Below are 26984 nucleotides of genomic sequence, written 5' to 3'. Positions count from 1 at the left end.
TCGCCGTGAGTGCCGTCACCGTCCTGGCGATACCGGCGGTCGGCGCGGTGGTGCTGTGGCTGCGACAGCGCAGGAATGGTTCCTGAGCTGGGATCTCCCGTCGGGCGGTGGCAGCGCACGCACGGCCGGTCGGCGAAGCGGTCGAAGCGAGAGGCATCACGCCAATCGAGCAGGCGCACCGCGGACGTCACAGCGACTTGCCCGCCACCGGCAGTTCGGGCAGTCCGGCCGTGGTGAGCGCGACCGGGTCGAAGCCGGGTAGTGCGGCGCGGGCGGTGAGGGCTGCGGCGAGTGCGGTTGCGTAGGCGCCGCCTGCTTGTGCGGCTTCGACCTGTGCGCGGGCGCGAATGACTTCGACGGTTTCGACGTGGCGTTGGGTCTCGCGGCGGTCGATGGTGGCCCGCTCATACGTCACGGTGTCGCGGCGGTCGGTGCGCCAGTGCCGGACAGCGAGCACGTAGGACAGTACGGTGGCGACTGACCAGAGCAGCAGCGGCAGCGGCAGGCTGTCGGTGTAGGCGGCGACTCCGGCGAAGGCCATCGTGCCGGCGGCGGTGAAGCCGATCGCGGCGGCGGTGCCGTCGCCGTTGTCTCCGGTGGCGAGCTTGCTGCCGGCGTAGGCGGCGCCCGCGGCGAGCACGCCCATCACGGCCGCGTCGCCGATGGAGTGCTGGGCGCCGTTGGCGTTCCAGATCCGGGCGAGGATCAGCACGGTAGACGTGGCCAGCACCGGTGCGGCCTTGGGCGCGGCGTCGGCGAGCCAGTGCCGGTGCACGGTCGGCGCGGCGATGCCGGGCGGGGCGTAGGGCTGGTTCATGGCGGGACGGTTCTCCCTTCCGGTCAGTTGCGCAGTTGCGCGATGGACTGCGCCAGGCTGGTCATGACCTGGTCGATGGGACCGGCGGCACCGGTTGCGGCGGCGTAGAAGCCGAACAGGAATACCACCAGCGCGGCGCCGAACGAGGTGGACTTCGCGCGGATCGCGAAGACGGACGCGACGCCGAAGAGCAGCACTGCGGAGACGGACAGGATCACGGGCGGTCTCCCTGCCGGGCGAAGGGGCGGGCGGGCGCGGCGACCTGGTCGGTCGTGCCGCGGTCGTAAGTGCGGCACCACAGGTTGTAGAGGTGGCGGCCGGTGCGTATGCGTTTGCCGGTGGCCTTGCAGCGGCGGCAGTCCTTGCCGCGCTTGGCACGGCCCTTGCGGTCGGTCTTCATCGCGAAGCCCCAGCCGCGGCACTTGCGGCAGTTGCCGAACGGCGAGACCGCGCAGAGAGCGGCGTAACCGAACGTGACGACTAGGATGAGCAGGCTAGCGGCGAGTACGAGGGTCATAGGGTGCCCTTCCAGGGCTGACGGGGTGTTTTCGCAGGTGGGCCGCTAGAGGCTAGGAACCTGATCAGCGGCCGGATGGGGGTCTAGAGGTGCCGCTAGACCTAGCGGGGTGTGCCGCTAGGTCTAGCGGCGGACTCGTCTAGCCCGCGTCCCGATTTCCGTCACGATCCGCAATCACGGTGAGGATGCGGGAGCGGTCGATGCCCTTGCGGTTGGCGCCCTTCCCCGCCTCGGTTCGTCCCCACACCTGCACGGTGGCGATACCGAACGGCTTGAGGGCGGCGGCGAGTCCTTCGGGGTCCCAGCCGCCGTAGACCTCCGGGCGAAGTTCGGCCAGCCGGGCGGTCACGATCTCCGACCACACCTTGGGCTCTTCGGCCGGCACCACGGCGAGGATGTCCCGCAGCAGGTCGTACCCGGCGGACTCGGCTACCTCGAAGCTCTCACCGAGGGCGTGCCCGGACAGCGTCCCGGCAAGTTCCCGCAGCTTGCGGGCGCGCATGCCGATCGTCTCTGCGGTCGGTGCGTCGATGTAGGCGGAAGAGACGATCCGGGCGTCTGCGCCTTCACCCACGAAGTAGTGGATGCCCTTGTCCTTCCACGAGAACATCGTGGCGCGGATGCCCCGCTTGTAGCTGGACGTGCCGAGCACCATGTCGTTCTCCAGCTGGCCCATGACCTTGAGGCAGAACCGGGCGGACGCGTTGGCGCTGATCCCGGTGGGCAGGGCCTTGGCGTCCGGGCGCTGCGTGGCGAGGAGCAGCACGATGCCGGTGGCGGGTCCGCGTTTGACCAGGTCGGTGCAGACTTCCTCCAGCTCCGCGCCGTGCTTGGGGTGCTCGAACCACTTCTGGCACTCATCCACCCCGATCACGATCGGGTGCAGGCCGAGCTTGGGTTTGCTCGCCAACTCGCTGGTGACCTTGGATTCCGGGCAGATGTCCCGCGGCAGGGAGCGGATCATCTTCGCCCGGCGCCGCAGTTCCTCACGCAGTTGCCGCAGGTCGGCCAGGGCGTATTCGATGTCCTCGTCATCGTCCCCGGCACGGTGCCGGTGGGAGACGCGTTCGCCGACCGGGTCAAGGTCGCCGGTGCCCTTGAGGTCGTAGGTGTGCAGCTCAGCACGCACGTCCAGCGCGGCGATGAGCAGCAGAAGCCGCAGGAGGAACGTCTTGCCCATCCGCGGGATGGCACCGATGACGGCCGCGATGTACATCAAGGTGATGTCCACCCAGCGTCCACGCTGGTCGGTGCCGAACGCCACGGGCTTGAACAGGTCCACCGCACCGGCTTTGAGCAGCGGCCACGCGGGCTTGCGCGCGGTGGACATGTCCTGATCGCCGACCCACAGCACCAACCTGCCGGTGTGCTCATCCGGCACCGCTTCGGGCCACACGCACCCCAGCGGGCGCCGCAGACCGGACGCGAGCCGGTCGCGGCGCTCGATCACGTCCGTGACCGTGACGCCGAAGGGCAGGTCTCCTTCGGCGCGCCAGCCGGGGCCGTCGCGGGTGATGGGCGCGGTGAAGGTGAAGCCGTCCCGGCCCTTGCCCTGCGCCTGGTTGATCGCCGGGATACCCAGTGCACCGAGCGCGCGCAGCACGATGTCGCTGGTGAGCTTTTGCGCCTTGGGCAGTTCCACCGCGCGGCTGACGACCGGCGCGTCGGCCCGCCCGCCGGCCGACCCCATAGTGAGGATGACCGCGCCTACGGAGACGGCCAGCAGCCAATCCGGGGCGAGCACGTACATCGCCAGCGCCGACCCCAGGCCGATGAACGCGGCGAGTGCGACCACGAGGGTCCGCAGCCGCACCCGGCCGTCACGCTGCCTCGACAGCTTGAGGTAGTCGCCGGCGTCTTCGCGGCGGACCGCGGCGAGTCGGACCGGCTCACCCTCACGGTCGGCCATCCACCGCAGCGACCCGCCCACGAACCGGGCGGCCCCCCGCGGCGACTGCAACGCCAACCGCCCGGCGTAGTACGGCGACCGCAGCCCGTGGTAGGCGACCAGGTGCGCGTAATGGCCCGCAGTCCAACGCGCGGCGGTACGGAACTCCGCGGCCGAGCGCAGCCACGGCGGCAGTGTCTCCCGCCGCTTGGCACCCATCAGCCGACCCAGGTACCCGGGTCCAGCCGCGGCCGGACCGTCGACCATCACGGCCGCAGTCGGGTCGCCCGACGAGTCGGGCACGGTGGCGGTGTGGGAGTCGGCCGACCGGTCGGTGTCGGAGTCGGGCACGGTCGTGCCCGACGCGTCGGCCGACTCCCGGGCACTACGGGCCTTGCCCAGATCGACCACGTCACCACCGAAGTCGGCAGACAGGTCGGCTTCCAAACGCGCGAACAAGTCGCGCTCGTTGTCATCGTTCTCGGGGTGGTTCACTGAACTTCCTTCCAGAAATGGAGGGGTCAGCGGGTCCGGCCAACGCTGTAGGAGGTGGAAGGCCGGACCCGCGTGAACAAGGGTGAAACCTTGGTGGGGGCTCAGGGAGAGGCATCTAGGGAGGCATCTCGATCCAGCGGAATGCCCGCTACTCAGGCGGCGCGCTGTTCTTCGGGGTAGGCGCAGGGCACGCAACTGCCCAGCGTCGGAGGGATGACGTATCCCGCATCCGTACGGCAGAGCGGGCAGGTGCGGCGGGCGAGCATCGCCGCGGCGTGCGCCGCCCATTTCGCGGGGGTCATCGGGCGGACCGGCTTGGCGAGGTCGACGCGGTAGAGGTAGGCGACCGCGTAGCCGGTCTTGCGGCGCCGGGATCGGCGCATGATCTGAGCGGCGACCGGCTGACCCCCGGGCCGAAGCCCCTTCGCCCGCAACTGCCGGCGAGTGGCCATGCCGTCGGGGGCGAGGCGCCACGGGTAGGTGGGTGTGCCCCAGGTGGCGCCGGTCGGGTCGTAGCACTGGCCGAACGTCGGGGACATCACGCCACCGCCCGGGGGTCCCGCAGCAGGGCGGTGGCGCGGCGGGTGAAGCCGTCCCGCGTCCACAGCCCCGTCAGCGGGTCACGGCGAGCCGTGTTCAACCGGTGTCGGAACCAGATCAAGTGGGCCGACCAGCCACCGGCCAGCGGTATGCCGGCCGCGGCAGCAGCTAACAGGCCGCTCATGCCGCCACCGCCTCAGGACCGCTATCGCCCGCCGTGCGGTCCGCACGCAGCGCGTCCCGCACGGTCCGGGAGTGGGCGGCGCCGCAACTCACGGCCTGCCGGATACGCTCCGCCGTCAGATGCTCGACAGGCCACGCGGCCGTGACCGCACGCGCCTCGCTGAGTACGTCGTCCAGCGTCCGGCGACCGGACTTGACCGGGGGCTTCGCGGGGCGCTTGCGCGCCTGCGGCTTCGGCGGGACCGGCGGCACAGCGGGCACTGGGCCTTCCGGTGCCGGAACCGGCTCAGGGTCGGCAGTGGCGGGGGCGAGTTCCCCGAGCTTGAGCAGCACCCGGGTACGCCGGTCGGTCTTGGACCGCCACCGGCGGCCGTGCTCTGCCCGGAGGTCTGCGCGGGCGAGCTGCCGTTCCCGCTCCCGGGCGAGCGCGTCGCCATAGGAAGTGATCTCCCACAGCGTCATCCGCCGCCACAGCGTGAACGTGCTGACGGGGGCGAGCAGCCAGCGGGACCGGCGGATCTTCTCCATCCGCCGACCGGTCACCGCACCGATCCCTGCCGCGTAGACGTGCGCGGCCACCTCGGAGAGCACCACCCACAACAGCGGCATCGTGCCGTGCGCCACCTTCGCCGACACCGACGTGCCCGCAGCGATGTTCAGCCAGCACGTCACACCCGTCAGCAGCCACGGCACGAACCGTACCCAGGCAAGCGGCATGTCCATCCGGATCAACAGCAGGTTCACCACGGTGAACACCGGAATGGCCAGGTCGATCGCCAGCGGCAGCATGCCCGGCGTCGTGAACCCCCAGCGGGCAGCAGCGGCAGACACGGTGTCGAAGCTCATCGCCAGCCCCACACCGCCCACCCCCACACCCAGCACCGTTGCCGCAACCAGCAGCACCCGGTCAACACCCGACAGCGGCGGCAACTCCGGCCGCACGATCTGCGGGGCGCTCATGCCGCACCGCCCGCAGCCGCAGCGACGGGAACGGGTAGCAGCGGTGCGAATCCACACAGCTTGATCTCGGCACCGGCGAACGAGCCGAAGACCGTCAGGTCCATGCTCGCGGTGAGCGTGCCGTAATCCACCGCGCCCGCCGGGATGCCCAGCGCGGTCCGCCACTGCTCAAAGTGCGTCAGGCTGTCGTGCACGGAGATCTGCACCCGGTCCGGGTACACGTCGTTGATGTCGAAGCACGCTGCGGGCAGGTGCCCGAACGCGGCCGTGATCTGCGCGAGCGCTCCCAGCGCCACGCCCTGACCGGCAACGGTGGTCGCCTCGTTCATGCCGCCGTCCCCTTCCGGCGCGGCCGGCGGTGCATGGGCTGCGGCAGCGTGGCGACGTTGAACAGCTCCGGCGCGTACGCCTCGATCACCTCAGCGGCGACCTGGCTCACCCGGTCGGGCATGGTCGGGTCGTCAGCGAGGATGTCGGCTGCCGCGGCGAGCCGGGCGGCGCGTTCGTCCTCGGTCTCTCCCTGGACACCCAGCCACAGTTCCAGCGGGGTACCGAGTGCGAGTTCCACAAAATCGGTGGCTGTGACAGCCACGTGACCAGCGACGATACTTCTCATGGGTCGTGCGCTCCTTAGACGGTGGGAACGGCCCAACCAGCACCCCCGGAGTTGCAGCTCCGGGGGTGCGCGCCGTTCAAGGTGGGCGTTGGCTGATCGGTTCGAGCAGCCACGGACCGGAGCCGCCCCGTTGGACGGCGGCGGCGCCGGACCGTGCACGCTCGACACGCACCCGCGGTGCCAGCGGCTATCCCGCCTGATCGGCACCACGCAATGACGCGATGGGCCGCAACTGGCTGGTCATGCCAGGTGTGCGCCCGGTGTACTTCGGCGGATCTCCTCTCGGTCGTGCGGACAAAGGGTGAAGCACTGCAAGGGGGACCGTTGTCCCCACGCGCCGGCCGTTGCTCGCGGTCGCCGGGCCACCTCGCCAGTTCGGGCCGAAACCCTGTTCCGCCTGGCCTTTAGCGGGATTGCAGCGTCCCCGCCCTGTGCCGCCTCTCCAGCCCTGTCCAGGGCTTTCGGGCGTACTTAACCTGCTTGAACCTCTTGGTCAACTTGTAGGAACAAGCTGATGTCCATGATGCTGCACCCGCGGACGCGGGCCGTCAAGCGGTTTGGACGAGCATGTAGGAACAAGTTGAGCGAGTGCGTCATGATGGAGGCATGAGCCAGCAGCCGAAGTACCGGGTCATCGCCGACGCGCTGCGTCGCGAGATCACCGATGGCAAGTACGGGCCAGGCGCGCGCCTGCCCTCCGAGAGCGAGCTGAGCACTCGCTTCGACGCATCGCGCAACACGATCCGAGCAGGCCTTAACCTGCTGGTCACGGAGGGTCTGATCTCATCGAGTCAGGGACTCGGCTACGAGGTTCGCTCACACGAGGTCTTCGAACTCAACGCTTCTCGGTTCGAGGATCTGAATTTCCCGCAGAACGGTGACGCGTACAGCACTGACGTCACGAACGCCGGGCGACGGCCCCGCCAGACCTTCCGCGTGGAGATTGTGCCGGCGACCGAGTACACAGCGGACAGGCTCAAGGTGGAGGAAGCCTCCACGACCGTGCTGCGCTTCTGTCATCGGTACGTCGATGACGTCCCGTGGTCGACGCAGGCAACGTACTACCCGGGGTGGCTGGCTGAGCTGGCGCCGCGGATCGCCGAGCCGGGCGACATCGCGGAGGGAACGACGCGCTACCTCGCTGACCGCGACATCAAGCAGATCGGGTACTTCGATGAGATCGCGACACGGATGCCGACCCCGGAAGAATCCCGCCTGCTGGAGATCGCCGCAGGGGTTCCGGTGCTGCTCTGGACTCGTACGGGCTACTCAGATAGTCGGCCGATACGCTGCACCGTCACGACGTTCCGCGGTGATCTCAACCGGATGAACTACGAGATCGGCGACCTGTCCGGGAGAGACGAGACCCAGTGATCATCACGCCTGCCCGCGAGGACGACCTGTCCACCCTGCTGGCTTTCCGCCGAGAGGCAGCCGGTTGGCTGAGCGAGCTTGGCAGCGACCAGTGGAGTCGCCCGTACCCGGCTGACCGTCTGCTGGCCACGATCCAGGCTGGGACGGTCTTCATGGTGCGCGACGGTGATCTGACGGCCGCGACCATAACCCTCACCACCACGGCCGAAGATGGGCTCTGGACCGACGATGAACTGAGTGAGCCGTCCGTTTTCGTGAACAAGCTGACGGTGGCCCGCACCCATGCCGGCGCAAACGTCGGCGGGCGGTTGCTCGACTGGGCAGGGGATCGGGCCTACCGCGCAGGGGCGAAGTGGCTACGGCTCGATGCGTGGACCACGAACGAGGCGTTGCAGCGCTACTACCTTCGCCAGGGTTTCGAGCACGTACGGACCGTCCATGAGGGGGGCGCTGTCAACGGTGGGCCGCGAGTCTCCGGGTGGCTGGCACAGCGCGCCACCTGCTCCACCATGTCACGATTCACCGATGCTGTACCGTCCCCAGAACCTCTACGTCATTGGCGATGACCGGCCCCTATCCGCGGCGCTCCCGGTAGTCCTGCCAGAGAGCCGCGGCCGTGTCGCACTGGCCATCATTCCGTAGAGGAATCCTCAGATTCGATACCTGTAGAAGAATCGTCTTCCTCTGCAAAACTGGAGCGACTAGCTATTTCGGCTTTCATCTGCTCCCTGAAATTTGCATAGATCGGATCTGTCGCTACCTCGAACACGTTAAGTGTCCCGTCCTGCAGTAGCTTACGCAACTTATCCCGGGTTGAATCTTTGCCTAGTATGGCGTCTTTGCGTAGAGAGTAAATCGGAGCCAAGCCGCTTACGTCCCATGCTTCAACTTCTCCCTTGATGGCATCTAGTCCGAACTCCTCTTTTCTGGCTACCCAGCCTTGAGTACGGGCCTGCAGTTCCTGACTACGAGTCAATTCGCATCCGAGGGCGTAGGTCGAAAGTGCAATATTAGCTCGCCACATTTTTCGATGCGATAGGCGATTGATTTCGCTCAACAGTACGTTGACGTAGGCGCCCTTCTCGTTCTTGTACAACTTCATTCCCACGTCAATGCTAAGCAGTCGACCGAGTGCCAGGATTTCTTGAATGCTCGTATCCAGGTACTCACCATTGACTTCTAGCCTGTCTCCCACGTGGACCTTGAGCGCCTGATCTTGCGTCTTTCCGATGATATCCAGGTAGATGTGATTTACAACGCCATCTGCGTGGACAATGAGATTTCTGCGGGCGAAGGTTTCGCGCACCTTGTCCCAGTCAACAGGGAGTGCGACCATTGAGACGCCCCCGGCTGCCCGCTTGATCCACTTCTCCCAGCCATCGAGGCTGTCAAATAGGAGCTTGTTGACCTGTCGTTCAATCAAAAATTCTCTTGCGTCAGCTATGGTTGAGAAATCGGAGAGTTGGTGCAGTGTGAAAGAGTAGTCAGAATCATTGAGGGCAGTGGAATTTACCTCGAATACCGAGCGTGCTATCTTCCCAAACAGAACCTCAAATCCTGAAACCGCTGATACGAGTAGCGATTTTCGCAGTAGCTCGTGATGCGGCGCACTCTGTATCTGATCAAATCCCGTCATAACGACGTGGGACAGAGCGGCACCTGGAGAGCCTTCAAGTTTCAATGTAAAGGGCTCCACTCCTTCGGTTTGATGGTTCGTCACCGAGAGGATGCCACCAGCGAGATCTCTCATTCCCTTGATCACTTCAGGAACGTCGGACTCAGGGACGCTCTTCAATGCTTCCGTGATGATTCGCTGTGAACGATCCTTTGCCTTTTCCTCCAGTTCCGGCAACACCGTCCGGTTAATTTCTGAGATTGAGTTCGTCTGGCGAGCGAACTGATCGGCGGCCGAGACAATAGAAATTGCCGCGGGGCTCATGTCCACTACTTTCGTCGCGGTAATCTCAGCCATCTTCACTTCCTTTTTTTGGGTATCGTCAGGCGGACGCTCATTCGGCAATGACCCGCTTTTGAATTGGTCTACACTCCAACACGTCTTGGGCTTTCAGACGGTCGTGCCGCCATCAGTAACTGTCCCTCATGGAGGCGGTCTCGTCAGCCACTTCGCTGGACATCAGAGCCCCTCCTCGTGGGAGTCGGGCAACGGTTCCTAGATGAGTGTGGGCCTTGAGTTCTGGAGCCCAGCCACGCCGTCTCTGGTCAGCGGCGCATGGCACTCACGGCAGGCCAGCACGCTGACAGCGGCCCCAGACCAGAAGCCCCGTCACCAGTTGAGTAGTTCACCACCACTCCCCCTCACGGAGCGTGTCGGGCAATGGGCCGACAACAGTCTCAGTTGTGGTCTCGGTTGGTTCACTGTCCGCCCTGTTCCCCTGTCGTCCATGTACGTCCGGGTAACCGTGTGATCTGCGGTGATGGATGCCAGCGGACGGCCACGGACCAAGATCGGACAACTTGTAAAGCGTAGGTCGTCGGTTCGAACCCGACAGGAGGCTCTTTTTCTTGCCTCGTCAGGGCGCCTTCACCCGGTCCCGGTCGGTGAGGCCGGGTCGCCCGGCACACATTCAGCACACATCACGCGGGGTCGCGGTGCTGGGGTGCCCCGGGAGCGCGGCCCCGGAGGCGCTTCAGTCCATGGGCCGGAGATGTTGGGAGCGGTGCTCTGGCTACGGTGCCTTCAGGGCGATGACCCGGCCACTACGGTCACGACGCCCGCCGACGGCTTGTGCCCGATGAATCGAGTGAGCCCATGAGCGACGACGTCCTGTCGATCATTCCGACCGACCCTTGGTGGCAGCCCGACCGGGCCGCAGGCGAGCGGACTGCCGCGCTCGCAGAGGAACTGGCTCCCGGGCTGCCCGGCGGCGTGGAAGTCGAGATCGACACCACCTGGCACGACGTCCTCACCGTCGTCGACTGCGGCGCTAACCTCGAACGAATCCGCTGCCCCCAGTGCCGAGCCTCGATCGACACCGAGTGGTGGGCCGACCGGCTCGATGACCACGGCCAGGACGGCTTTGCCACCCTGGCTGTGGAGGTGCCCTGCTGCGGCGCCGCCACATCGCTGGACCTGTTGGACTACGACTGGCCCTGTGGCTTCGCGCGCTTCGAGATCGCCGTCTGGAACCCCGAACGTGACTGGTTCGAGGACGAGGAACTGGCCGCAATCGCCGATGCGCTCGGACATTCGGTGAAGCAGATCAGAGCTCACATCTGAGGTGGGTCCCAGCCGGAGCCGAGTGCGGACGCCCGACGCCTTGTCAGTGGCAGCGCAGTGAGGCGGACGTCCTCCTCTCTCCTCGCCGGGCTGGCGGCCTCAGTGTCGTCTCGGCCTGAGCCTTGGCGAGCAGCATGGCTCGGCGCTCGTCCATCTTGTCGGAGACCTCGTCGAGGCGGTCGGGGAAGAGGTGGCCGTAGACGTCGAGGGTGAGGGTCGCGGACTTGTGGCCGAGCATCGTCTGGATGACGTTCACGTCGGCGCCGCTGGCGATGGCGAGCGAGGCGGCGGTGTGACGCAGCTTGTGCGGAGTCAGGTGGAGGTGGCCGAGTCCGGCCGCGCGGACCGCCGGGTCGAAGAAGCGGCCGCGGAAGTTGCTGATCCGCAAGGGGCCGCCCTGAGGTGCGGTGAAGAGGAGCAGGTCCGGCCTGCGGCCGTCGATACGGGCGGCCAGTTCGTCGAGGAGGAACCGGGGGAGCGGCACCGAGCGCTGCTCGTGGTTCTTGGGGGTGTCCAGGTGGAGGACGCCCTTCTCGTCGACACACGCCCGCACCACGTGAGCCCGTCGTGCGCCGAGGTCCACCGGGGGCTCCACATGGTGGACGCGGTACTGGAGAAATCCGCTGTGGTCTGACGCCTATGCGTCCGGCTTCGTGCTGTCGGCAACCCAGCGCAGGTACGCCTCCGAACCGGCCACGATCGGCACCGCGACCACCTCCGGCTTCTCCCACGGATGGTGCTCCAAGAGATGCGCCTCCAAACTGGGATACCGCTCCCCGGTGGTCTTGAGCAGCAACTGCCACTCCTCACCAGTCCCGAACTCCCCGCGATGCCAGAACACCGACACCACCGGCCCAACAACCTGCGCCCCAGCCGCGAGCCGCCCTTGCACCGCGGACTCCGCCAGCCGAACAGCCTGCTTCCGTGTCTCAGTAGCAGTCGACACCTGCACGAACACGAACTCGGCCATGCCGCGACCCTACCGAGGGCTGTGCGCACATGTTCTGCTGGCCGTCCGTTTCCGCCAGGCTCTGTTGCCGCGCGCATCCACTGGTCGGCCTTGGGCGTAATCATGGAAAAGGTGCAGTCTCCTCACGCCGTGGAAGGCAAGGTAGCGGCGTGGCGAGGAGCGTCGATCGTGCGGTTCCGGGGGAGCCGGCGTAAGGGGGAGTGGGCGTCGACGGTCCACCCGGCCGCAGAGGATACTGCCGACATGTCGTCCCCTGAGCTGGCGCCTGAGGTCACCACCTTCTACGCCCACGTCTTCGATGAAGGGAGCCGGCTGACCTCTTCTGCCGACGGGCGGCTGGAACTGCTGCGCACGCAGGAGTTGTTGCGCCGCTTCCTGCCGGAGGCGCCCGCCCGCGTGCTCGACGTCGGCGGCGGTACGGGTGGGCACGCGAGCTGGCTGGTCCAGGACGGCTACGAGGTGGACCTCGTCGATCCCGTCGCCCGCCATGTCGAGCAGGCCCGCCACGTATGTGCGGCTTCCGTCGGGGACGCCCGCAGCCTGGATGCCGAGGACGGGTCGTACGACTTGGTGACGTTGCTCGGCCCGCTGTACCACCTGCCCGACCGCGACGAACGGCTCCAGGCTCTCCGCGAGGCGGTTCGTGTCGCCCGTCCCGGCGGACTCGTCGCGGCGGCGGGCATCAACCGTTACGCCTCGGTCTTCGAACACACCGCGCTGGCGCATCTGCATACCGAGCGCCTGCGGGAGTCGATCGCGGAAACCCTCGCCACCTCGACCTACGACGGCCGACGCGGCTTCACCGTCGCCTACTTCCACCGGGCGGAGGAACTGGCCGGCGAACTGCGCACCGCGGGACTGCGCGATGTCCAGGTCTTCGGCGTCGAGGGCCCCACCTGGTCGCTCCTCAAAGCCGTCGAGCAGAGCACGGGAGCTCCACCGAGCGAGGACCTCTTCGAGTCCGCCCTGACCGCAGCGCGCCTCGCCGAGCCCTACCCCGAACTCCTCGCCGCCAGCTCCCACTTCCTGGCCATCGGCTACGAAGGCAACTGACAGTGATGATGTTCGTGGTGACGCTACGGGTGGGCCTGACTCGCCAACTGACTGACGTCTCGACTGTCCTGTTTGGGATTTGTCGGCCCGCCGGGCGTCACCACGCACGCGGCCGGACGGGCGCTTGTGACTTCATAGGAGCTTGGTCCAGAAGCCCCGTCACTGTCTTGTCCACCCGCCCGACCGGCGCGTGCCGCCCTCGGAACGGACACGCCACAAGGACGGACATGACCAGCATGACGCACGACGGCCCGCAGATCACCGGCGGAGTCGACACCCACGGCCTGACCCACCACGCGGCGGTGATCGACACCATCGGCCGGCACCTGGCTGACCAGGAGTTCCCGGCCACGATCCGCGGCTACCGGGATCTGCTGGCCTGGATGCGTTCACTCGGCGAGCTGGCCGCGGTGGGTGTGGAGGGCACCGGCGCCTACGGGGCCGAACTCGCCCGGGTGCTCACCGCCGCAGGAGTCACAGTCATCGATGTCGACCGTCCGGACCGCAAAACCCGGCGGATGAAGGGCAAGTCCGACCCGATCGACGCCTACGCCGCCGCGACAGCCGTACTGTCCGGGCGGGCCACCGGCACCCCCAAGAGCCGGGACGGCATGGTCGAGGCCGTGCGCGTGCTGCGGACCGCTCGCCGCAGCGCGGTCAAGGCCCGCACCCAGGCGATGAACCAGATCCGGGGCCTGCTGGTCTCGGCGCCTGCGATGCTGCGCGAGCAGGTCGCGGGAGTGGACCGGGCCACGCTGATACGCACGCTCGCCCGGCTGCGGCCCGGCGACGACCTGTCCCGCCCGCTGACCGCCACCCGGGCAGCCCTGCGCCGCCTGGCCCGCCGCCACCAGGCGATGGACGCCGAGATCGCCGAGCTGGACGCGGAACTCGGTCCGCTGACCCGGCAGGCCGCTCCCGCACTGCTGGAACTGTTCGGCGTCGGCCCCGAAACCGCCGGCCAACTGCTGGTCTCGGCCGGGGACAACCCCGAACGTATGCGTTCGGAGGCCGCCTTCGCGCACCTGGCCGGGGTCGCACCGATCCCGGCATCCTCCGGCCGCACCCACCGCCACCGCCTCAACCGAGGCGGCGACCGGGCCGCGAACAACGCCCTGCACACCATCGTGCTCGTCCGCATGCGCTACGACGAGCGCACCCGCACCTACGTCGAACGCCGCACCAAGGAAGGCCTGTCCAAAAAGGACATCATGCGCTGCCTCAAACGATTCGTCGCCCGCGAGGTCTACCGCGCCCTGACCAGCACACCGACCGAACAAGCCACACAAACCGACCTTGCTCCTGCCGCTTGACATCTATAGGAGCATCCCATCCGGACCGACGGCCGACCGCCCGTGCCAAGGGATCGCCCCTCGCCGACGTGAGCAAGGTTTCCGGTGCTCGCTCTCTATGCGGTGGTCAACGTTCGCAGCAGACGGGTGCTGGACGCAGTGGACTCAGGGCAGTCGGCTGCCAGTGCTCGCGAGGCGTGGCTTGCGGCCATGTTGATCGCCCGCTGGTGGCGGGATTCACCCGATATGCCCGAAGAGCTGAAGGTTCTGGTGGAAGGGGCCCTTCCGCGCTGATCCTCAACCGGTGAATGCCTTCGGCGGTGTTGCTTGGCGCTAAGCGGCGACCTACCCCGCCCAGATTTCCGGCCCCTGCTTGACGATGACCAGACCGTGGGCCTCGTCGGATGGCCACAGGTCTACCTGGTAGAGGAAGTGGTCACCGGGGCCTCCGTCGCTGGTGCCCGGCGGTGGTTCGGACGGCAGGTAGGAGACCCGTGCGCGCAGCAGCCCTGCGGGAACGGTCAGGCTCGGTCCGTCGGCGGGGTCGACCCCCGGGCTGGACATGGTGAGTTTGCCGGTTGGAACGTCGATGTCGGTCTCCACGATGTGTTCGGCCGTTGCCTCCAGCATCGGGGCGGCTGAGTGAGCAGTGATCAGCGACTCGACCATGTCGTCCCGGGCTGTGCCCACGGAGATCGAGTGCGGTTCCACGCCGATGCGATGGATGTAGACCGCTTCCTTCGTCCAGCCGCCCGGCTTCAGGTCCGGATCCGTCGCGTGCTCGGCAGTCCACGCGTCATACGGGTCAAGGTCCTGGACGTAGAACTGTCCGTGATCGGCGTCGATCATGAATCCCAGCGAAGCGTCAGCCATCGGCGCAGGTTATCGAAGGCCTCAGCCGGTGCTGAGCCGGGCTTCCCAGGAGCGGCGCAGGTCGTGGGCGGTAGGTGCCCGATAGTCTGGGGGACCGGTCGGCTCGCTTTCGGGAGGCTCTGCAGCATGGACCCGCAGCATTTCGCACTCCTCGATGAGGCTCGCAGGAGTCTGCCGGACGGGTTCAAGGCCGAGATCTCGGGCGACACGATCGTCATGATGGTCGGCCCCTCCGGTATCCACCAGCGCAATCTCCTGGTGGTCAGGCGCCAGTTCGACGCGCACAGCCCGAGTGACCTGGTGCCGAGCGAGAACACGGACCTTGTGTCCCCCAGCGTGGGTAAGAGCCGCAATCCCGACCTGACCTATCTGCCGGCCGCAGTCCTGGAGACCACCGACAACCGGGTCCCCGCGGAGACCGCGGCCATCGCTGTCGAGCTGGTCTCGCCGTCGAACCCCGAGAACGACTGGGTGGGCAAGGTCAGGGACTACCCGGTGATGGGGATCCCGCTGTATCTCGTGGTGGACGCCAGGCTGAAGACTGTCACGCTCTTCAGCCTGCCCGACGGCCGCAAGTACCACCGCCGTGAGGACGCCGAGTTCGGTGAAAGCCTCCACATCCCCCAACCGTTCGGCTTCGAGCTGGACACCGGGATGCTGCTGCCATACGCCTGAGTGCTCGCCCGAACAGCACGGGTGCGGCACACATGGGCATGGAAACCCCGGGGACCGCTGGCATATGGCGAGCACGGTTTGTGCTGCTCAGCGGCATATCGGCGGCATCCTCGCAGGCCAGCGCCCGTTCTGAGGGATCTTGTAAAGCGTAGGTCGTCGGTTCGGACCCGACAGGGCGCTCATTTTCTTGCCCTGAGGGCATCCCGCCGGCTCCGGGCGGCGCGGCCGGGTGGGGTCGAACACGTTCAGCACACACGGTCGATCACGCGGTAGTGGAGACCTACCGCAGCGGCCACGCGAAGCCGGACGGGGCCTTGGCGCCCAAGAGTAGTTTCGCCGGTCAGGGGGAGTGGGCGACCGCCGACCGGGTTGCGATGGTGGTCGAGGTGTCCGCGCGGCTCACCCGCTTACGGAGCGCGGTTCGCTGCCCTGGTCAGGGAGGAAGGGCCCGAGGCTGGAGCAGTCAATGATGCTCAGCGTCGTGCCCGTGGCCCCGGGGACCGCTGCCGGGAATCCACCCGGATGATGCACACCGGCCTCGGCCCGCAGTGGGCGGCAGAGGGCCGGGCGGCAAGTGGGGTCAGTCGCCGTCTTCTCCAGGACGGCACGGTGCACTTGCAGGCGCCTGCCGCATGCGTGGCAGCCCCCGGCCCCGGCGGGGTAGGCGGGGGGTATGAGGATGTGGCGGGTGTTGGCGGTCGTGGGGGTCTGGGTGGTCGCGGCGGGCGTCTATGCCGCGGTGAACCACTGGTGGCTGAGCAGGGGGTGGGGGGAATCCGCGATGTACGGTGCTCTGCTCGCCGTGGTCGCGGGGGGCGGCGGGCAGCTGGGCCTGTGGATCACGCGGCGGGCCCGGCCGGGGCGGTGAGGGGGCCGGGTGGTCGGGTCGCCGGCAGCCAGCTGTCGCGTACCGGCGCATGACGGGCAGTTATGTGACGGCTGTTCAGCTGACGCATGGCGCCGTGACAAGCCCGGGACAGGGAACGGACAACTCCGGTCATTGGGACTCCTAGGCTGAATATCACTGCGGGGCACATCTCCTGACGGATCGGCCCGAAGCATCGGCGGCCCTGCGGCTCCGTTCTCCTTCCGGCCGCCATCGGCCATCACTTTGTGGAGTCCACCATGTCTACCTCCGTTCAGCGCCGGCTCGGCCTGCGTGCCGCCGCCAGCTCCGTCGTATTGCTCAGCGCCCTCGCGTTGCCCGCCGCGGCCCACGCCGACGGCTCCGCCACACCCGCTCCCTCCCTGTCCTCCACCGCGGGGGACAAGGGCGGCAACGGACAGGGCCCGGTCACCCCCGCGGGGGTGCTGGTGCACACGGACACCCTCAAGGGCGGGCTCGTCGCCCAGGTCTACAAGTTCGGCACCGACAATCCCTACTACACCGCCGACATCACCAAGGGCGGCAAGGTGGCGGGGTCGCTGACCGCCGGGTTCGGCTACCAGGCCACCGCCAGCCACGTGTACGGCGACACCTCGGTCACCCTCTACGCCGACGGCCGCATCACGTCCGCCGCGGACAAGGGCGGCAGCGGCCAGGGCCCGGTCACTCCCGTCGGGTGCACCGCAGCCACAGACCAGAACATCGGTGGGGGCACCACCGCGCTGCTGACCATCAGTCCCTCGGGGCCGTCCGTGCTGTTCCGGTCCGCCGGCGAGAAGGGCGTGATACCCGGGCTGGAGCTGGACCGTAAGCACCCCAAGCTGCCGGCCGGGCACTTCGCCGCCGAGATCCTCCGTCCGAACAGCGCCACCCCGCAGTTGCGGACGAGCACCCAGGGCGGCGGCCACGCGTCGCTGGTCACCGACTTCCCGCGGCTGCCGAAGGGTTGCGCCTTCACGTACTCCACCACGTCCGGCGGGCCCCAGACGGCCGTCATCCCGCAGGGCAGCGTCGCGGCCGGCTACCAGGCCCCGGCCGGCGACCACGCGTCGCTGCTCGCCGTGGGCGGGGCCACCGCGGCCCTGGGTGCCGCCGGCATCGCCTTCGTGGCGGTGCGCCGCCGTACGGCCGCCACCCGCTGACGGACCCGGACATCACCCAGCCGGGCGGCCGCACGCCCACCGCGGCCGCCCGGCGCCCTCGTTCCAGGAGTCCACCATGCAACCGCCCTCCGCCCGACGGCCGGCCACCGCGCTGCTCGCCGTACCGCTCGCGCTCCTGCTCGCCGGCTCGCTCGCCGGGTGCGGCAGTGGCGACCCCGAGGCCGCGTCTCCCGCCGTGGACCTCCCTTCGGTCTCGTCGGCTCCGGCGTCGGCTCCGGCGTCGGGGCCGGCCACGACCGGGAAGGCCGTGACCGCGTTGCCCGCCTCCGTACCGACCCGGGTCACCATCCCCTCCGCGGGGGTCGACGCGGGACCCCTGGTGCGGCTCGGGCTGAACGCCGACGGCACGATCCAGGTCCCGACGGTCGCCCAGGCCGACCGGATCGGCTGGTACACCAAGGGAGTCACGCCGGGCCAGATCGGCCCGGCCGTCCTCGTCGGCCACTTCGACACCGTCGACGGGCCGGCGGTGATGAGGAACGTCACCAAGATCAAGCAGGGTGACCGCATCACCGTCACCCGCGCTGACGGCAGCCGCGCGGTCTTCGCCGTCACCTCGCTGCAGCAGGTCAGCAAGACCGCCTTCCCGACCCAGCGGGTCTACGGCGACACCGACCGCCCGGAGCTGCGCCTGATCACTTGTGGCGGGCCGATCACCGGGGGCCACCATCCGGACAACATCATCGTTTACGCGGATCTCGTCGGCTGATCCGCACGGCGGGTGAGGGCCGGGCCGCTGAGGTGATCCTCAGCGGCCCGGCCCTCACCCATGGGTGCCGTCAACGCGGGCGGACCGAGCGGGCGTTATCAGGGGTCGGCGTTGACAGGAGTCGGCACGTGCCAATATTGTTTTGCACGTGCAGGTAGTCGAATGAAAGTCATGGATCTGACCGGTGACAGCCTGGTCAAAGTGCTTGCCACGCTGGCCAGTCCGCACCGGGTGCGGGTTCTTGCCGCGCTGTCCGGCGGGCCCACGTATGTGAGCCAGCTGGCCCGGGATCTGGGGATCAGCAGGGCCCTGCTCCAGGTGCATCTCAAGCGCCTGGAGGTCTCCGGCCTTGTCGCCTCCAGGATCGAGGTGTCGGACGACGGCAAAGCCATGAAGTTCTACGAAGTGACGCCGTTCGACCTGCGGTTGACGCCGCAGGTGCTGATGACGGCCGCCAGGACGCTCACAGACGCCACGGACCGCGGCGAGTCCGCGAAGAAGGAGAACTGAAACCCATGCACAGTTGGGTCATCGAAGAGATCGTCGTCATCCCGGTGTTCGGGGCCGTGGTGGTGACGGTGATCCGCCAGGTCGGCGCGCACCTGCGGGCGAAGGCCAAGCTCCAGGTGGACGCCGAGTACCGGGGGATCGCCGAGCGGGCCGTCGCGAGCCAGGAGGCCGCGCAGACCAGTCTGGCCGAACTGCAGGCGCGGATGGCCAAGATCGAGCGCGTTCTCGTGGACGTCGAGTAGCGGCCGCCACGGCCGGTAGGGCCGCCACCGGCCGGTAAGCCCGCGGGCGTACCGGTCAGCGGGACGGCGGGGGTGTACGGGGGGTGAGGAGGCCGCGGTTGAAGGCCTCGGCCACGGCGGACGCGCGGTCGTTGACGCCGAGTTTGGCGTAGACGTTCAGCAGGTGGGTCTTCACCGTGGCCTCGCTGATCAGCAGGCGGGTGGCGACCTCGCGGTTGGTGGCGCCCGCGGCCACCCACTTCAGGACCTCGCTCTCGCGGTGGCTGAGCAGGGCGGGGGGCGGGGTGCGGACGCGGTCCATCAGGCGGGCCGCGACGGTGGGGGAGAGCACCGCTTCCCGGTTGGCGGCGGCGCGGACCGCGCGCAGCAGCTCGGCCCGGGGGGCGTCCTTGAGGAGGTAGCCGGTCGCTCCCGCCTCGATGGCGGGGAGGACGTAGCTGTCGGAGTCGTAGGTGGTCAGGACCAGGACCCGGGCGGTGCTGCCCGCCGCGGCCAGCTCGGTGATGGCGGTCACGCCGTCCGTGCCGGGCATGCGCAGGTCCATCAGGACGACGTCGGGTACGAGGCTCATGGCAAGACGGACGGCCTCGGCGCCGTCCGCCGCCTCGCCCACCACCTCGAAGGCCGGGTCGGCGGCGAACATGCCGCTCAGGCCGTCCCGGACCACGGGGTGGTCGTCGGCGATCAGCAGCCGGATGGGAGCCGGCGCCGCGTCGGAGTCCGCGGAGTTCACGCGCCTGCCTCGGCGATCCCGTGCGGCACGCGGGCGGAGACGGTCGTGCCCGACCCGGGTTCCGACTGGACCCGCAAGGTGCCGGACAGCGCCTCGATCCGCTCCCGCATCGCCTTGAGGCCGAAGCCGCCGCCGGCCACCGCCGGCCCCGCGCCGGACGTGAACCCGTCCGATGGGGAGCCGTCCGACGTGACCCCGTCGGGCGTGACAGCGGCCGGAGCCGCCGCCGGCACCCGGGCCGCGGACGGGACGAACCCGCAGCCGTCGTCGGAGACCTCCAGGGTCACCTCCTCGTCCAGGTAACCGAGGGAAAGGGTGACGGCGCTGGCCCCCGCGTGCCTGGCCACGTTGGCCAGCGCCTCCTGGGCCGCGCGCAGCAGCGCGAGCTCCGCCTCCGGCTGCATCGGCCGGGCCGTCCCGGTCGTGGTGACGCCGGCGGTCACGCCGTGCAGGACGGACCAGCGGTCGGCGACCCCGGCCAGGGCCTCGCCCAGCCCGGCGGTCTCCAGCGGCTGCGGCCGCAGCGCCTCCACCGAGCGCCGGGCCTCGGCCAGGCTCTCCCTGGCCATCCGGGTCGCCAGCGCGAAGTGCTGCCGCCACCGCTCGGTGCCGTCGCCGGCCTGCTCGGCGGCCTGGAGCTGGGTGACGATCCCGATGAGGCCCTGCGCCAGGGTGTCGTGGATCTCCCTGGCCATCCGCTGCCGCTCGTCGAGGACCCCGGCCTCCCGGGCCTGGACGACCAGTTGCCGGTGCAGCCCGGCGTTCTCGGTGAGCGTCGCCTGGAGCCGGCGGTTGGCCTCCCGCGCCTGCGCCAGCGCCTGCACCCGCTGCTCGTTGCGCTGGTCGGTGTCCCAGTCCCACCAGGCCAGCCCGCACATGCCGGCCACGTTGACGGCCAGGACGGCGGCGAAGAGGACCAGGCCGACGGGGGTGTCCTTCGGTACGGAGTCGGTCTGGGCGGCTCCCGACTCCAGCGCGACCGCGGCGACCCCCGCGAGCCGCCACGGCCAGGGCAGCAGGCCGAAGGCGTAGAAGTACCCGGCCGGCGTGAGGAGGCCGAACCACGGGTCCCGGTGGACGAGGACGCCGATGAGCAGCACCAGCCCGGCGAAGAAGACCCCCATCACCCCGGCCCGCTCCCACCAGGCGGGGTGCAGCGTGAACATCCACAGGATCCACAGGGCGGCCGCGGCGCACAGGCCGAGGTCGATGAGCAGGGAGCCGCCCGAGCCGTGCTTGATGACCAGGGTCACGACGGCGAGGACGGCGAGCAGCACGTAGGGAACGGTCGTCACCAGCGGGCGCAACCGCTCGTTCTGCCCGCCCGGCCGGGCGGGCGGTTCGGGGGTGCTCATGAGCGGGCCTCCGGGTCGGTTCACTCCCAGCGGAACAATTTAACCGCACCCGCGCCGAAGACGACGGCGTAGCCGGCCAGGGTGATCAGCTGGAGGGGGTGGGGCCAGTGGCCCTCGGTGGCGTCGGTCAGGGCCTGTACGGCGGCGCCGAGCGGGGCCGCCCGGCTGATGTGCCGCAGCAGCGAGGGCATGGCGGCGAGCGGGAGGAACAGCCCGCCGAAGAACATCATCACGTAGAAGAGCGCCGTGCCCACCCCGTTGGCGACCGGGGCGGTGGGGGAGACCGCGGCGACGAAGAGGCCGATCGCGACGAGGGCGAGCGCGGTCAGCACGATGGCGATCAGGTACCCGCCGGGCCGGCGCGGCAGATGCACGCCGAAGGCGAGCCTGGCCACCAGCAGCAGGGCGGTCACGGAGACGGCCGCGGTCGCCACGATGACCAGCAGCTGGGCGGCGAGCACCCGGGCCGGGCCGACCGGGGTCGTCCGCAGGCGGCGCAGCACGCCCTTCTCCCGGTAGCCGACAAGCACCGGGGGCACGACGGTGAAGGACAGCGTGGCCGGCACCAGGGCGGCCAGGATCGGGACGTAGACGTCGAGCAGCGTGAAGCCGTCGAGGTTGTCGCGGGGCTGGTTGTAGAAGGGGACGTTGCCGAAGATGATCAGCAGCGCCATCGGCAGCCCGATGGCGAAGGCCGGACCGGCCTTGTCCCGGACGAACAGCTTCAGCTCGGTGAGCGCGAGCCGTCCCAGCACGGAGCCCCGGTCCGTGGCGGGGGGCGGCACGGGCCCGGCTGGGGTGGTGACCGGCATGACGTGCTCCTTCTGCGGTGCGGTCGGCGGGCGCGGGCTAGCGCTCGGTGGTGCCGGCATCGACGCCGGGGTGGGCGTCCGGCTCGGCATACGCCTCCGGTCCGGCGGAAGACGCGCCCGGCGCCACGTGCCTGCCGGTCAGCGCGACGAAGGCGTCCTCCAGGCTCGGCTGCTCCACCCGCAGGTGCTCCGCCACGATGTCGTTGCGGGCCAGCACCGAGGTGATCGCGTTGAGCGCGCCGGCGGTGCCGGTGACCTCCACGAGGTCGCCCCGGTGGGTGAGGCCTGTGACGTCGGGCAGCCCGGTCAGCAGGGCGTCGTCGAAGCGGACCGACGGCCGGAACTGGATCCGCTGCCCGCCCTCGACGCGTTCGGTCAGGGCCGCCGGGGTGTCCACCACGACGATGCGGCCCCGGTCGATCACCGCGACCCGGTCGCAGAGCCGCTCGGCCTCCTCCATGAAGTGCGTGACCAGCACGATCGTCACCCCGCGCGAGCGCACGTCCTGGATCAGGCCCCAGGTGTCACGGCGGGCCTGCGGGTCGAGACCGGTGGTGAGCTCGTCAAGGACGGCCACCTCCGGGCTGCCGACCAGCGCCAGCGCGATCGAGAGCCGCTGCTGCTGGCCGCCGGACAGCTTCGCGTACGGGGTCCGCTGCTTGTCCGCGAGGCCGAGGACGTCCATCAGCTCCTGCCGGTCGGCCGGCCTGCGGTAGAACGAGCCGTACAGCCGCAGCGCCTCGCCGGCCGTCAGCCGGTCGGGCAGCCGGCCGTCCTGGAGCTGCACGCCGAGCCGCTGGGTCAGCTCGGCACGGTCGCGCAGCGGGTCGAGGCCGAGCACGCTGATCTCGCCCCGGTCGGCGGTGCGCAGCCCTTCGACGCACTCCACCGTGGTCGTCTTGCCGGCGCCGTTCGGGCCGAGGATCCCGAAGATCTCGCCCTGCTCCACGCTGAAGGAGACGTCGTCGACCGCCACCTGGTCCCCGTAGCGCTTGTGCAGGTGCCGCACATCGATGACCGCGGGCATGCGTGGCGTCCTTTCCGGTCCCGGACGGTCTCCGGGGTCCCGGGATCAGCCTGGCGGCGGCGGGCGCCCGGGCGCATCGGCCGGCCGGCCCCATTCGGCGGGCGGCGGCTGATCGGCCGGACGGCTCAGCCGTATCAACCGATCGGCTGATACGGCCGGGTCGCGCGGTCCGGGCGGGAGCCGGTCACAGCGGTGGCGCGCACGGGTCGTCGCCGGGCGCGGGCGGCTCCTCGGGGTCGGTGCGCCGGTGCAGCAGCCGGCCGTGGGCGGCCTCGGCGTGGCTGACGACGTAGACGTCGATGTCCTGTCCCGAGCCCTCGATGACGGTCTCGCCGAAACCCCGGGAGAGCAGCCGCTTGAGCCGGCCGCGCCGGGTGGCGCCGATCAGGATGTGGCTGGCGTTGGCCTCGCGGGCGAAGTCCAGGATCGCGTGCGCCGGGTTGTCGCCGCTGATGACGTGGTAGGCGCCGCCGAGTTCCTCGACCAGGGCGCGCTGGCGGGTCAGGAAGCCGACGGGGGCGGTGTCGGGCGCGTCCTCGCGCTCGACGTGGACGGCCAGCAGCTCGCCCCCGGCGCCGCGTGCGGCGGCACGCTTGCCGCGCCGGATGAGGGTGTCGCCCTCGGGGCCGCCGGACAGGGCGACCAGGATGCGCTCCCGGGTGGCCCAGGGGCGCTGGATGCCGTGGTCGCCGCGGTAGCGCAGCAGCGCCTCCTCGACCCGGTCGGCCGCCCACAGCAGCGCGATCTCCCGCAGGGCGGAGAGGTTGCCGGCCCGGAAGTAGTTGGCCAGCGCGGCGTCGATCTTCTCGGGGGCGTAGATGTTGCCGTGCGCCATCCGGCGGCGCAGCGCCTCGGCCGACATGTCCACCAGCTCGATCTGGTCGGCGCTGCGGACCACGTCGTCCGGTACGGTCTCGCGCTGCGGGACGCCGGTGATGTTCCTGACGACGTCGTTGAGCGACTCCAGGTGCTGGATGTTGACGGTGGAGATCACGTCGATCCCGGCCGCCAGCAGCTCCTCGACGTCCCGCCAGCGCTTGGCGTTGCGGGAGCCGGGGATGTTGGTGTGGGCGAGCTCGTCCACCAGCGCCAGCTCGGGGCGGCGGGCCAGGACGGCGTCGAGGTCCATCTCGGTGAACGTGCAGTCGCGGTACGACAGGGTCCGGCGCGGCACCGTCTCCAGACCCTCGGCCATCCCACGGGTCAGTGCCCTGCCGTAGTCCTCGACGTAGGCGACCACCACGTCCGCACCGCGGTCGGCGCGGCGGTGGCCCTCGCTGAGCATGTCGTAGGTCTTGCCCACACCGGGCGCGGCCCCGAGATAGACCCGCAGCATTCCGCGCACGGCCACTCCCTTCCGGCGAGCCGGCCCCCCTGCCGGGGCCGCCGCGCCGCCGCCGGGCCGCGACGGCCCGCGCGGGGCGGGAACCCCTCACCTCCATCGTCCACCCGGCACGCCTCCGGCGCGCCGGAGGCGTCCTCAGACCAGCGCCTCCGCGCAGGCGGCCGGCGCGGCGGCGGGCAGCGACACCACCATCGTCAGGCCGCCGCCCGGGGTGTCCTCAGGGGTGAGGGTGCCGCCCATGGCCTCGGTCAGGCCGCGGGACAGGGCCAGGCCCAGGCCGAGCCCGGTGGCGTTGTCGGTGTCGCCCATCCGCTGGAAGGCCTCGAAGACCCGCTCGCGGTCCTCGGCGGGCAGTCCGGGCCCCTGGTCGATGACCCGCAGCTCCACCCTCTCGTCCAGGGCGCTGGCGCTCACCAGCACTTTCCGGCCCGCGGGCGTGTGCCGCACCGCGTTGGTCACCAGGTTGGCGATCACCCGCTCCAGCAGCGGCGGGTCCGCCAGGATGTCGGCGGTGTCCGTCACGCCCTGGGCGAGGACCGGCACGGCGGTCTCCGGCAGGGTGTCAAGGGCCAGCGGGAGGATCTCGGCGAGCGAGGTCGGCTGCAGGTGCAGGGTGAGGGCGCCGGCCTGCAGGCGGCTCATGTCGAGCAGGTTGTCCACCAGGCGGTTGAGCCGGGCAAGCGACTCCTCGGCGGCGGCCAGCAGCTCGTCGCGGTCCTCGTCGCTGAAGGCCACGTCCCGGCTGCGCAGGCTGCTGACGGCCGCCCAGCCGCTGGCGATCGGGGTGCGCAGGTCGTGGCTGACGGCGGCCAGCAGGGCGGTGCGCATCCGGTCGGCGGCCCTGACCGGCTCGACCTCGGCGGCGGCCTCGGCCAGCCGGGCGCGTTCCAGGGCCGCGGCCACATGGCCGGCGAAGGCGACGAAGACCCGGCGCTCGGACGCGGCCAGCCGGCGTCCGCGCAGCACCAGGACGTCGTCCGGGCCGACCGGCGCCACCACGGCGTCGTCGTCCGCCGGGTCGCCGTCGTGGTCGGTGCGCCGGGCCAGCTCGGCGGAGTCCATGCCGAACGCCTCCCGGGTGCGGCTCAGCAGCACCTCGACCGTCTGGTCGCCGCGCAGGATGCCGCCCGCCACGGAGGACAGCGTCTCGGCTTCCGCGGTGGCGTTCGCCGCCCGCCGCGACAGCCGCAGCGACTGGTCGACGACGGTCGCGACGGTGACCGCGACGACCGCGAAGACGGCGAGCGCGAGGGCGTTGTTCGTCTCGCCGATGGTGAACTTGTGAATCGGCGGGATGAAGAACCAGTTGAGCAGCAGCGAGGCGGTGATCGAGGCGAGCAGCGCGGAGGCGACGCCGCCGATGCAGGCCACCCCGACCACCGCGACCAGGAGCAGCAGCGCGTCGGTGGTGAGGTTGAGGCTGCCGCGGGTGTGGCTGAGCAGCACGGTGAGCAGCACCGGCAGCACCAGGCCGGTGAGCGGCCCGGCCACCCTGCGCACCCTGGGCAGGCCGCTGCTGGGCGTGGGCAGCAGCCGGCCGCGCCTGGCCCGCTCGTGGGTGACCATGTGGACGTCGATGTCGCCGGACCGCTCGACCGTGGTCTCGCCGACGCCCCGGCCGGTCAGGAAGTGGGCGAGCCTGCCGCGCCGGCTGGTGCCCATGACCAGCTGGGTGGCGCTCTCCGCGCGGGCGAAGTCCAGCAGCGCGGTGGGGACGTGGTCGCCGACCACGCAGTGGAAGGTGCCGCCCAGCGACTCGACCAGCGCCCGCTGCCGGGACAGCGCGGCGGGGGAGGCGTCGGCCAGCCCGTCGCTGCGGGCGATGTGCACCGCCAGCACGTCGCCGCCGGCGGAGCGGTCGGCGATACGGGCGGCCCTGCGGATCAGCGTCTCGCCCTCGGGGCCGCCGGTCAGGGCGACGACGACCCGCTCGCGCGTCTCCCACACCCGTCCTATGCCGTGCTCCGAGCGGTACTTCTGCAGGGCCTCGTCCACCCGCCCGGCCACCCACAGCAGCGCGAGCTCGCGCAGGGCGGTGAGGTTGCCGACCCGGAAGTAGTTCGACAGCGCCGCGTCGACCTTCTCCGGCGCGTAGACGTTGCCGTGCGCCATCCGGCGGCGCAGCGCCTCCGCGGGCATGTCGACCAGTTCGATCTGGTGGGCGCGGCGGACGACCTCGTCCGGCACGGTCTCGCGCTGCGGGACGCCGGTGATCTTCTGGACGACGTCGTTGAGCGACTCCAGGTGCTGGATGTTGACGGTGGTGAGGACGTCGATACCGGCCGCGAGCAGCTCGTCGATGTCCTCCCACCGCTTGGCGTGCCGGCCGCCGGGGACGTTGGTGTGCGGCAGCTCGTCCACCAGGGCGAGCTGCGGGGCGCGCTCAAGGACCGCGTCGGTGTCCATCTCGGCGAACGAGGTGCCGCGGTAGTCGCGTGCGGCCCGGGGCAGCACGTCGAGGCCGGCCAGCATCTGCTCGGTGTGCGGGCGCCGGTGGCACTCGACGTAGGCGACGACGACGTCGGTGCCGCGCTCCACGCGGCGCCGGCCCTCGTCGAGCATGCGGTAGGTCTTGCCGACGCCGGGGGCCGCGCCGAGGAAGACCTTCAGCCGGCCGGGCCGGCCGTTGCGCAGCGGGCCGGCGGAGCGGCGGGGGGCGGGGGGAAGTCCGGCAGGCGTCATGCGGCGCCCTCCTTGCGTGACGTGGCGTG

29 protein-coding genes and 2 pseudogenes are annotated in these 26984 nt (G+C 69.9%); 12 read left to right on the top strand and 19 right to left on the bottom strand.

What is annotated here, in order from left to right:
* Positions 1-187: 187 nt before the first annotated feature.
* The 9 genes and pseudogenes from OG702_RS15570 to OG702_RS15530 all read right to left on the bottom strand — a co-directional run bounded on the left by OG702_RS15570 (position 188) and on the right by OG702_RS15530 (position 6016).
* Positions 188-817, bottom strand: a complete 630-nt coding sequence (locus OG702_RS15570; protein ID WP_327289483.1) for a hypothetical protein — start codon at positions 815-817, stop codon at positions 188-190.
* Between the two features lie 23 nt (positions 818-840).
* Positions 841-1035 carry a hypothetical protein gene (locus tag OG702_RS15565; protein WP_327289482.1) on the bottom strand — a complete coding sequence of 65 codons (195 nt, stop codon included), beginning with the start codon at positions 1033-1035 and terminating at the stop codon, positions 841-843.
* Entirely contained in the window at positions 1032-1334 is a 303-nt protein-coding gene (locus OG702_RS15560) for a hypothetical protein (protein ID WP_327289481.1), read from the bottom strand. Before OG702_RS15560 ends, OG702_RS15565 begins: the two co-directional genes overlap by 4 nt.
* Before the next feature lie 139 nt (positions 1335-1473).
* Positions 1474-3717: a cell division protein FtsK gene (locus tag OG702_RS15555; RefSeq protein WP_327289480.1), complete on the bottom strand. Its 2244-nt coding sequence runs from the start codon at positions 3715-3717 to the stop codon at positions 1474-1476.
* A 152-nt stretch (positions 3718-3869) separates the two neighbouring features.
* On the bottom strand, positions 3870-4256 hold the full coding sequence (locus OG702_RS15550) for an RRQRL motif-containing zinc-binding protein (protein WP_327289478.1): 387 nt from the start codon (positions 4254-4256) through the stop codon (positions 3870-3872).
* A 5-nt stretch (positions 4257-4261) separates the two neighbouring features.
* Positions 4262-4441 (bottom strand): annotated as a pseudogene (locus OG702_RS15545) (GGDEF domain-containing protein); the annotation flags it as partial.
* Positions 4438-5400, bottom strand: coding sequence for a DUF2637 domain-containing protein (locus tag OG702_RS15540; protein ID WP_327289477.1), 963 nt, complete (start codon positions 5398-5400; stop codon positions 4438-4440). The gene OG702_RS15540 and the pseudogene OG702_RS15545, both read right to left, overlap by 4 nt.
* Positions 5397-5729, bottom strand: coding sequence for a hypothetical protein (locus OG702_RS15535; RefSeq protein WP_327289476.1), 333 nt, complete (start codon positions 5727-5729; stop codon positions 5397-5399). Before OG702_RS15535 ends, OG702_RS15540 begins: the two co-directional genes overlap by 4 nt.
* Complete coding sequence (locus tag OG702_RS15530; protein ID WP_327289475.1) at positions 5726-6016, bottom strand: hypothetical protein; 291 nt, start codon at positions 6014-6016, stop codon at positions 5726-5728. Before OG702_RS15530 ends, OG702_RS15535 begins: the two co-directional genes overlap by 4 nt.
* Before the next feature lie 606 nt (positions 6017-6622).
* On the opposite strand from OG702_RS15530, the gene OG702_RS15525 reads away from it, so the two are divergent.
* Positions 6623-7390: a GntR family transcriptional regulator gene (locus tag OG702_RS15525; RefSeq protein ID WP_327289474.1), complete on the top strand. Its 768-nt coding sequence runs from the start codon at positions 6623-6625 to the stop codon at positions 7388-7390.
* The gene (locus OG702_RS15520) at positions 7387-7956 is read left to right on the top strand and encodes a GNAT family N-acetyltransferase (protein WP_327289473.1); all 570 of its coding nucleotides are present in this window, start codon (positions 7387-7389) and stop codon (positions 7954-7956) included. The genes OG702_RS15525 and OG702_RS15520 overlap by 4 nt, the downstream gene beginning before the upstream one ends.
* A 65-nt stretch (positions 7957-8021) precedes the next feature.
* Here OG702_RS15520 and OG702_RS15515 read toward each other — a convergent pair whose 3' ends face one another.
* Positions 8022-9362, bottom strand: a complete 1341-nt coding sequence (locus OG702_RS15515; RefSeq protein WP_327289472.1) for a hypothetical protein — start codon at positions 9360-9362, stop codon at positions 8022-8024.
* Between the two features lie 798 nt (positions 9363-10160).
* On the opposite strand from OG702_RS15515, the gene OG702_RS15510 reads away from it, so the two are divergent.
* Positions 10161-10628: a hypothetical protein gene (locus OG702_RS15510; protein WP_327289471.1), complete on the top strand. Its 468-nt coding sequence runs from the start codon at positions 10161-10163 to the stop codon at positions 10626-10628.
* Positions 10629-10671: 43 nt separating this feature from the next.
* Here OG702_RS15510 and OG702_RS15505 read toward each other — a convergent pair whose 3' ends face one another.
* Together OG702_RS15505 and cutA are read right to left on the bottom strand one after the other, a co-directional pair.
* On the bottom strand, positions 10672-11211 hold the full coding sequence (locus OG702_RS15505; protein WP_327289470.1) for a tyrosine-type recombinase/integrase: 540 nt from the start codon (positions 11209-11211) through the stop codon (positions 10672-10674).
* Positions 11212-11265: 54 nt separating this feature from the next.
* Positions 11266-11598 carry a divalent-cation tolerance protein CutA gene (cutA, locus tag OG702_RS15500; protein WP_327289469.1) on the bottom strand — a complete coding sequence of 111 codons (333 nt, stop codon included), beginning with the start codon at positions 11596-11598 and terminating at the stop codon, positions 11266-11268.
* A 243-nt stretch (positions 11599-11841) separates the two neighbouring features.
* On the opposite strand from cutA, the gene OG702_RS15495 reads away from it, so the two are divergent.
* The 3 genes from OG702_RS15495 (at position 11842) to OG702_RS15485 (ending at position 14237) form a co-directional block, all read left to right on the top strand.
* Positions 11842-12651: a class I SAM-dependent methyltransferase gene (locus tag OG702_RS15495; RefSeq protein ID WP_327289468.1), complete on the top strand. Its 810-nt coding sequence runs from the start codon at positions 11842-11844 to the stop codon at positions 12649-12651.
* A 236-nt stretch (positions 12652-12887) separates the two neighbouring features.
* Positions 12888-13964 carry an IS110 family transposase gene (locus tag OG702_RS15490; protein WP_327293241.1) on the top strand — a complete coding sequence of 359 codons (1077 nt, stop codon included), beginning with the start codon at positions 12888-12890 and terminating at the stop codon, positions 13962-13964.
* Between the two features lie 84 nt (positions 13965-14048).
* Positions 14049-14237 carry a hypothetical protein gene (locus OG702_RS15485; RefSeq protein WP_327289467.1) on the top strand — a complete coding sequence of 63 codons (189 nt, stop codon included), beginning with the start codon at positions 14049-14051 and terminating at the stop codon, positions 14235-14237.
* Between the two features lie 51 nt (positions 14238-14288).
* Here OG702_RS15485 and OG702_RS15480 read toward each other — a convergent pair whose 3' ends face one another.
* Positions 14289-14816, bottom strand: coding sequence for a hypothetical protein (locus OG702_RS15480; protein WP_327289466.1), 528 nt, complete (start codon positions 14814-14816; stop codon positions 14289-14291).
* 126 nt (positions 14817-14942) lie between these two features.
* On the opposite strand from OG702_RS15480, the gene OG702_RS15475 reads away from it, so the two are divergent.
* The 6 genes from OG702_RS15475 (at position 14943) to OG702_RS15450 (ending at position 19001) form a co-directional block, all read left to right on the top strand.
* Entirely contained in the window at positions 14943-15491 is a 549-nt protein-coding gene (locus OG702_RS15475) for a Uma2 family endonuclease (protein WP_327289465.1), read from the top strand.
* A gap of 688 nt (positions 15492-16179) precedes the next feature.
* A complete protein-coding gene (locus OG702_RS15470; RefSeq protein ID WP_327289464.1) occupies positions 16180-16359 on the top strand; it encodes a hypothetical protein in 180 nt (59 codons plus the stop codon).
* A gap of 257 nt (positions 16360-16616) precedes the next feature.
* Positions 16617-17519, top strand: coding sequence for a hypothetical protein (locus OG702_RS15465; RefSeq protein ID WP_327289463.1), 903 nt, complete (start codon positions 16617-16619; stop codon positions 17517-17519).
* A gap of 76 nt (positions 17520-17595) precedes the next feature.
* Positions 17596-18249, top strand: a complete 654-nt coding sequence (locus OG702_RS15460) for a class F sortase (protein ID WP_327289462.1) — start codon at positions 17596-17598, stop codon at positions 18247-18249.
* Positions 18250-18420: 171 nt separating this feature from the next.
* Positions 18421-18759, top strand: a complete 339-nt coding sequence (locus OG702_RS15455) for an ArsR/SmtB family transcription factor (RefSeq protein ID WP_327289461.1) — start codon at positions 18421-18423, stop codon at positions 18757-18759.
* Positions 18760-18764: 5 nt separating this feature from the next.
* On the top strand, positions 18765-19001 hold the full coding sequence (locus OG702_RS15450; protein WP_327289460.1) for a hypothetical protein: 237 nt from the start codon (positions 18765-18767) through the stop codon (positions 18999-19001).
* A 55-nt stretch (positions 19002-19056) separates the two neighbouring features.
* On the opposite strand, the gene OG702_RS15445 is transcribed toward OG702_RS15450, so the two are convergent.
* The 6 genes and pseudogenes from OG702_RS15445 to OG702_RS15420 all read right to left on the bottom strand — a co-directional run bounded on the left by OG702_RS15445 (position 19057) and on the right by OG702_RS15420 (position 26955).
* Positions 19057-19734: a response regulator transcription factor gene (locus tag OG702_RS15445; protein ID WP_327289459.1), complete on the bottom strand. Its 678-nt coding sequence runs from the start codon at positions 19732-19734 to the stop codon at positions 19057-19059.
* The gene (locus OG702_RS15440) at positions 19731-21089 is read right to left on the bottom strand and encodes a sensor histidine kinase (RefSeq protein WP_327289458.1); all 1359 of its coding nucleotides are present in this window, start codon (positions 21087-21089) and stop codon (positions 19731-19733) included. The genes OG702_RS15445 and OG702_RS15440 overlap by 4 nt, the downstream gene beginning before the upstream one ends.
* Positions 21090-21109: 20 nt before the next feature.
* Positions 21110-21901: an ABC transporter permease gene (locus OG702_RS15435; RefSeq protein ID WP_327289457.1), complete on the bottom strand. Its 792-nt coding sequence runs from the start codon at positions 21899-21901 to the stop codon at positions 21110-21112.
* Between the two features lie 37 nt (positions 21902-21938).
* Positions 21939-22928, bottom strand: coding sequence for an ABC transporter ATP-binding protein (locus tag OG702_RS15430; RefSeq protein WP_327289456.1), 990 nt, complete (start codon positions 22926-22928; stop codon positions 21939-21941).
* Positions 22929-23181: 253 nt separating this feature from the next.
* Positions 23182-24264: pseudogene (locus OG702_RS15425) on the bottom strand (universal stress protein); the annotation flags it as partial.
* A 144-nt stretch (positions 24265-24408) separates the two neighbouring features.
* A complete protein-coding gene (locus OG702_RS15420) occupies positions 24409-26955 on the bottom strand; it encodes a sensor histidine kinase (RefSeq protein ID WP_327289455.1) in 2547 nt (848 codons plus the stop codon).
* Positions 26956-26984 lie beyond the last annotated feature (29 nt).

Origin of the sequence: Streptomyces sp. NBC_01198, assembly GCF_036010485.1 — a bacterium.
Taxonomy (GTDB): domain Bacteria; phylum Actinomycetota; class Actinomycetes; order Streptomycetales; family Streptomycetaceae; genus Actinacidiphila.
Note: the sequence above shows the minus strand (reverse complement) of the source record. Positions and strands in the feature narration are given on the sequence as shown.

Excerpts from the sequence above, each read along its gene's own strand:
- OG702_RS15570 (WP_327289483.1), bottom strand. The coding sequence starts at position 817 with ATGAACCAGCCCTACGCCCCGCCCGGCATCGCCGCGCCGACCGTGCAC.
- OG702_RS15560 (WP_327289481.1), bottom strand. The coding sequence starts at position 1,334 with ATGACCCTCGTACTCGCCGCTAGCCTGCTCATCCTAGTCGTCACGTTC.
- OG702_RS15550 (WP_327289478.1), bottom strand. The coding sequence starts at position 4,256 with ATGTCCCCGACGTTCGGCCAGTGCTACGACCCGACCGGCGCCACCTGG.
- OG702_RS15540 (WP_327289477.1), bottom strand. The coding sequence starts at position 5,400 with ATGAGCGCCCCGCAGATCGTGCGGCCGGAGTTGCCGCCGCTGTCGGGT.
- OG702_RS15535 (WP_327289476.1), bottom strand. The coding sequence starts at position 5,729 with ATGAACGAGGCGACCACCGTTGCCGGTCAGGGCGTGGCGCTGGGAGCG.
- OG702_RS15530 (WP_327289475.1), bottom strand. The coding sequence starts at position 6,016 with ATGAGAAGTATCGTCGCTGGTCACGTGGCTGTCACAGCCACCGATTTT.
- OG702_RS15525 (WP_327289474.1), top strand. The coding sequence starts at position 6,623 with ATGAGCCAGCAGCCGAAGTACCGGGTCATCGCCGACGCGCTGCGTCGC.
- OG702_RS15515 (WP_327289472.1), bottom strand. The coding sequence starts at position 9,362 with ATGGCTGAGATTACCGCGACGAAAGTAGTGGACATGAGCCCCGCGGCA.
- OG702_RS15510 (WP_327289471.1), top strand. The coding sequence starts at position 10,161 with ATGAGCGACGACGTCCTGTCGATCATTCCGACCGACCCTTGGTGGCAG.
- cutA (WP_327289469.1), bottom strand. The coding sequence starts at position 11,598 with ATGGCCGAGTTCGTGTTCGTGCAGGTGTCGACTGCTACTGAGACACGG.
- OG702_RS15495 (WP_327289468.1), top strand. The coding sequence starts at position 11,842 with ATGTCGTCCCCTGAGCTGGCGCCTGAGGTCACCACCTTCTACGCCCAC.
- OG702_RS15490 (WP_327293241.1), top strand. The coding sequence starts at position 12,888 with ATGACGCACGACGGCCCGCAGATCACCGGCGGAGTCGACACCCACGGC.
- OG702_RS15480 (WP_327289466.1), bottom strand. The coding sequence starts at position 14,816 with ATGGCTGACGCTTCGCTGGGATTCATGATCGACGCCGATCACGGACAG.
- OG702_RS15475 (WP_327289465.1), top strand. The coding sequence starts at position 14,943 with ATGGACCCGCAGCATTTCGCACTCCTCGATGAGGCTCGCAGGAGTCTG.
- OG702_RS15465 (WP_327289463.1), top strand. The coding sequence starts at position 16,617 with ATGTCTACCTCCGTTCAGCGCCGGCTCGGCCTGCGTGCCGCCGCCAGC.
- OG702_RS15460 (WP_327289462.1), top strand. The coding sequence starts at position 17,596 with ATGCAACCGCCCTCCGCCCGACGGCCGGCCACCGCGCTGCTCGCCGTA.
- OG702_RS15455 (WP_327289461.1), top strand. The coding sequence starts at position 18,421 with ATGGATCTGACCGGTGACAGCCTGGTCAAAGTGCTTGCCACGCTGGCC.
- OG702_RS15450 (WP_327289460.1), top strand. The coding sequence starts at position 18,765 with ATGCACAGTTGGGTCATCGAAGAGATCGTCGTCATCCCGGTGTTCGGG.
- OG702_RS15440 (WP_327289458.1), bottom strand. The coding sequence starts at position 21,089 with ATGAGCACCCCCGAACCGCCCGCCCGGCCGGGCGGGCAGAACGAGCGG.
- OG702_RS15435 (WP_327289457.1), bottom strand. The coding sequence starts at position 21,901 with ATGCCGGTCACCACCCCAGCCGGGCCCGTGCCGCCCCCCGCCACGGAC.
- OG702_RS15430 (WP_327289456.1), bottom strand. The coding sequence starts at position 22,928 with ATGCCCGCGGTCATCGATGTGCGGCACCTGCACAAGCGCTACGGGGAC.
- OG702_RS15420 (WP_327289455.1), bottom strand. The coding sequence starts at position 26,955 with ATGACGCCTGCCGGACTTCCCCCCGCCCCCCGCCGCTCCGCCGGCCCG.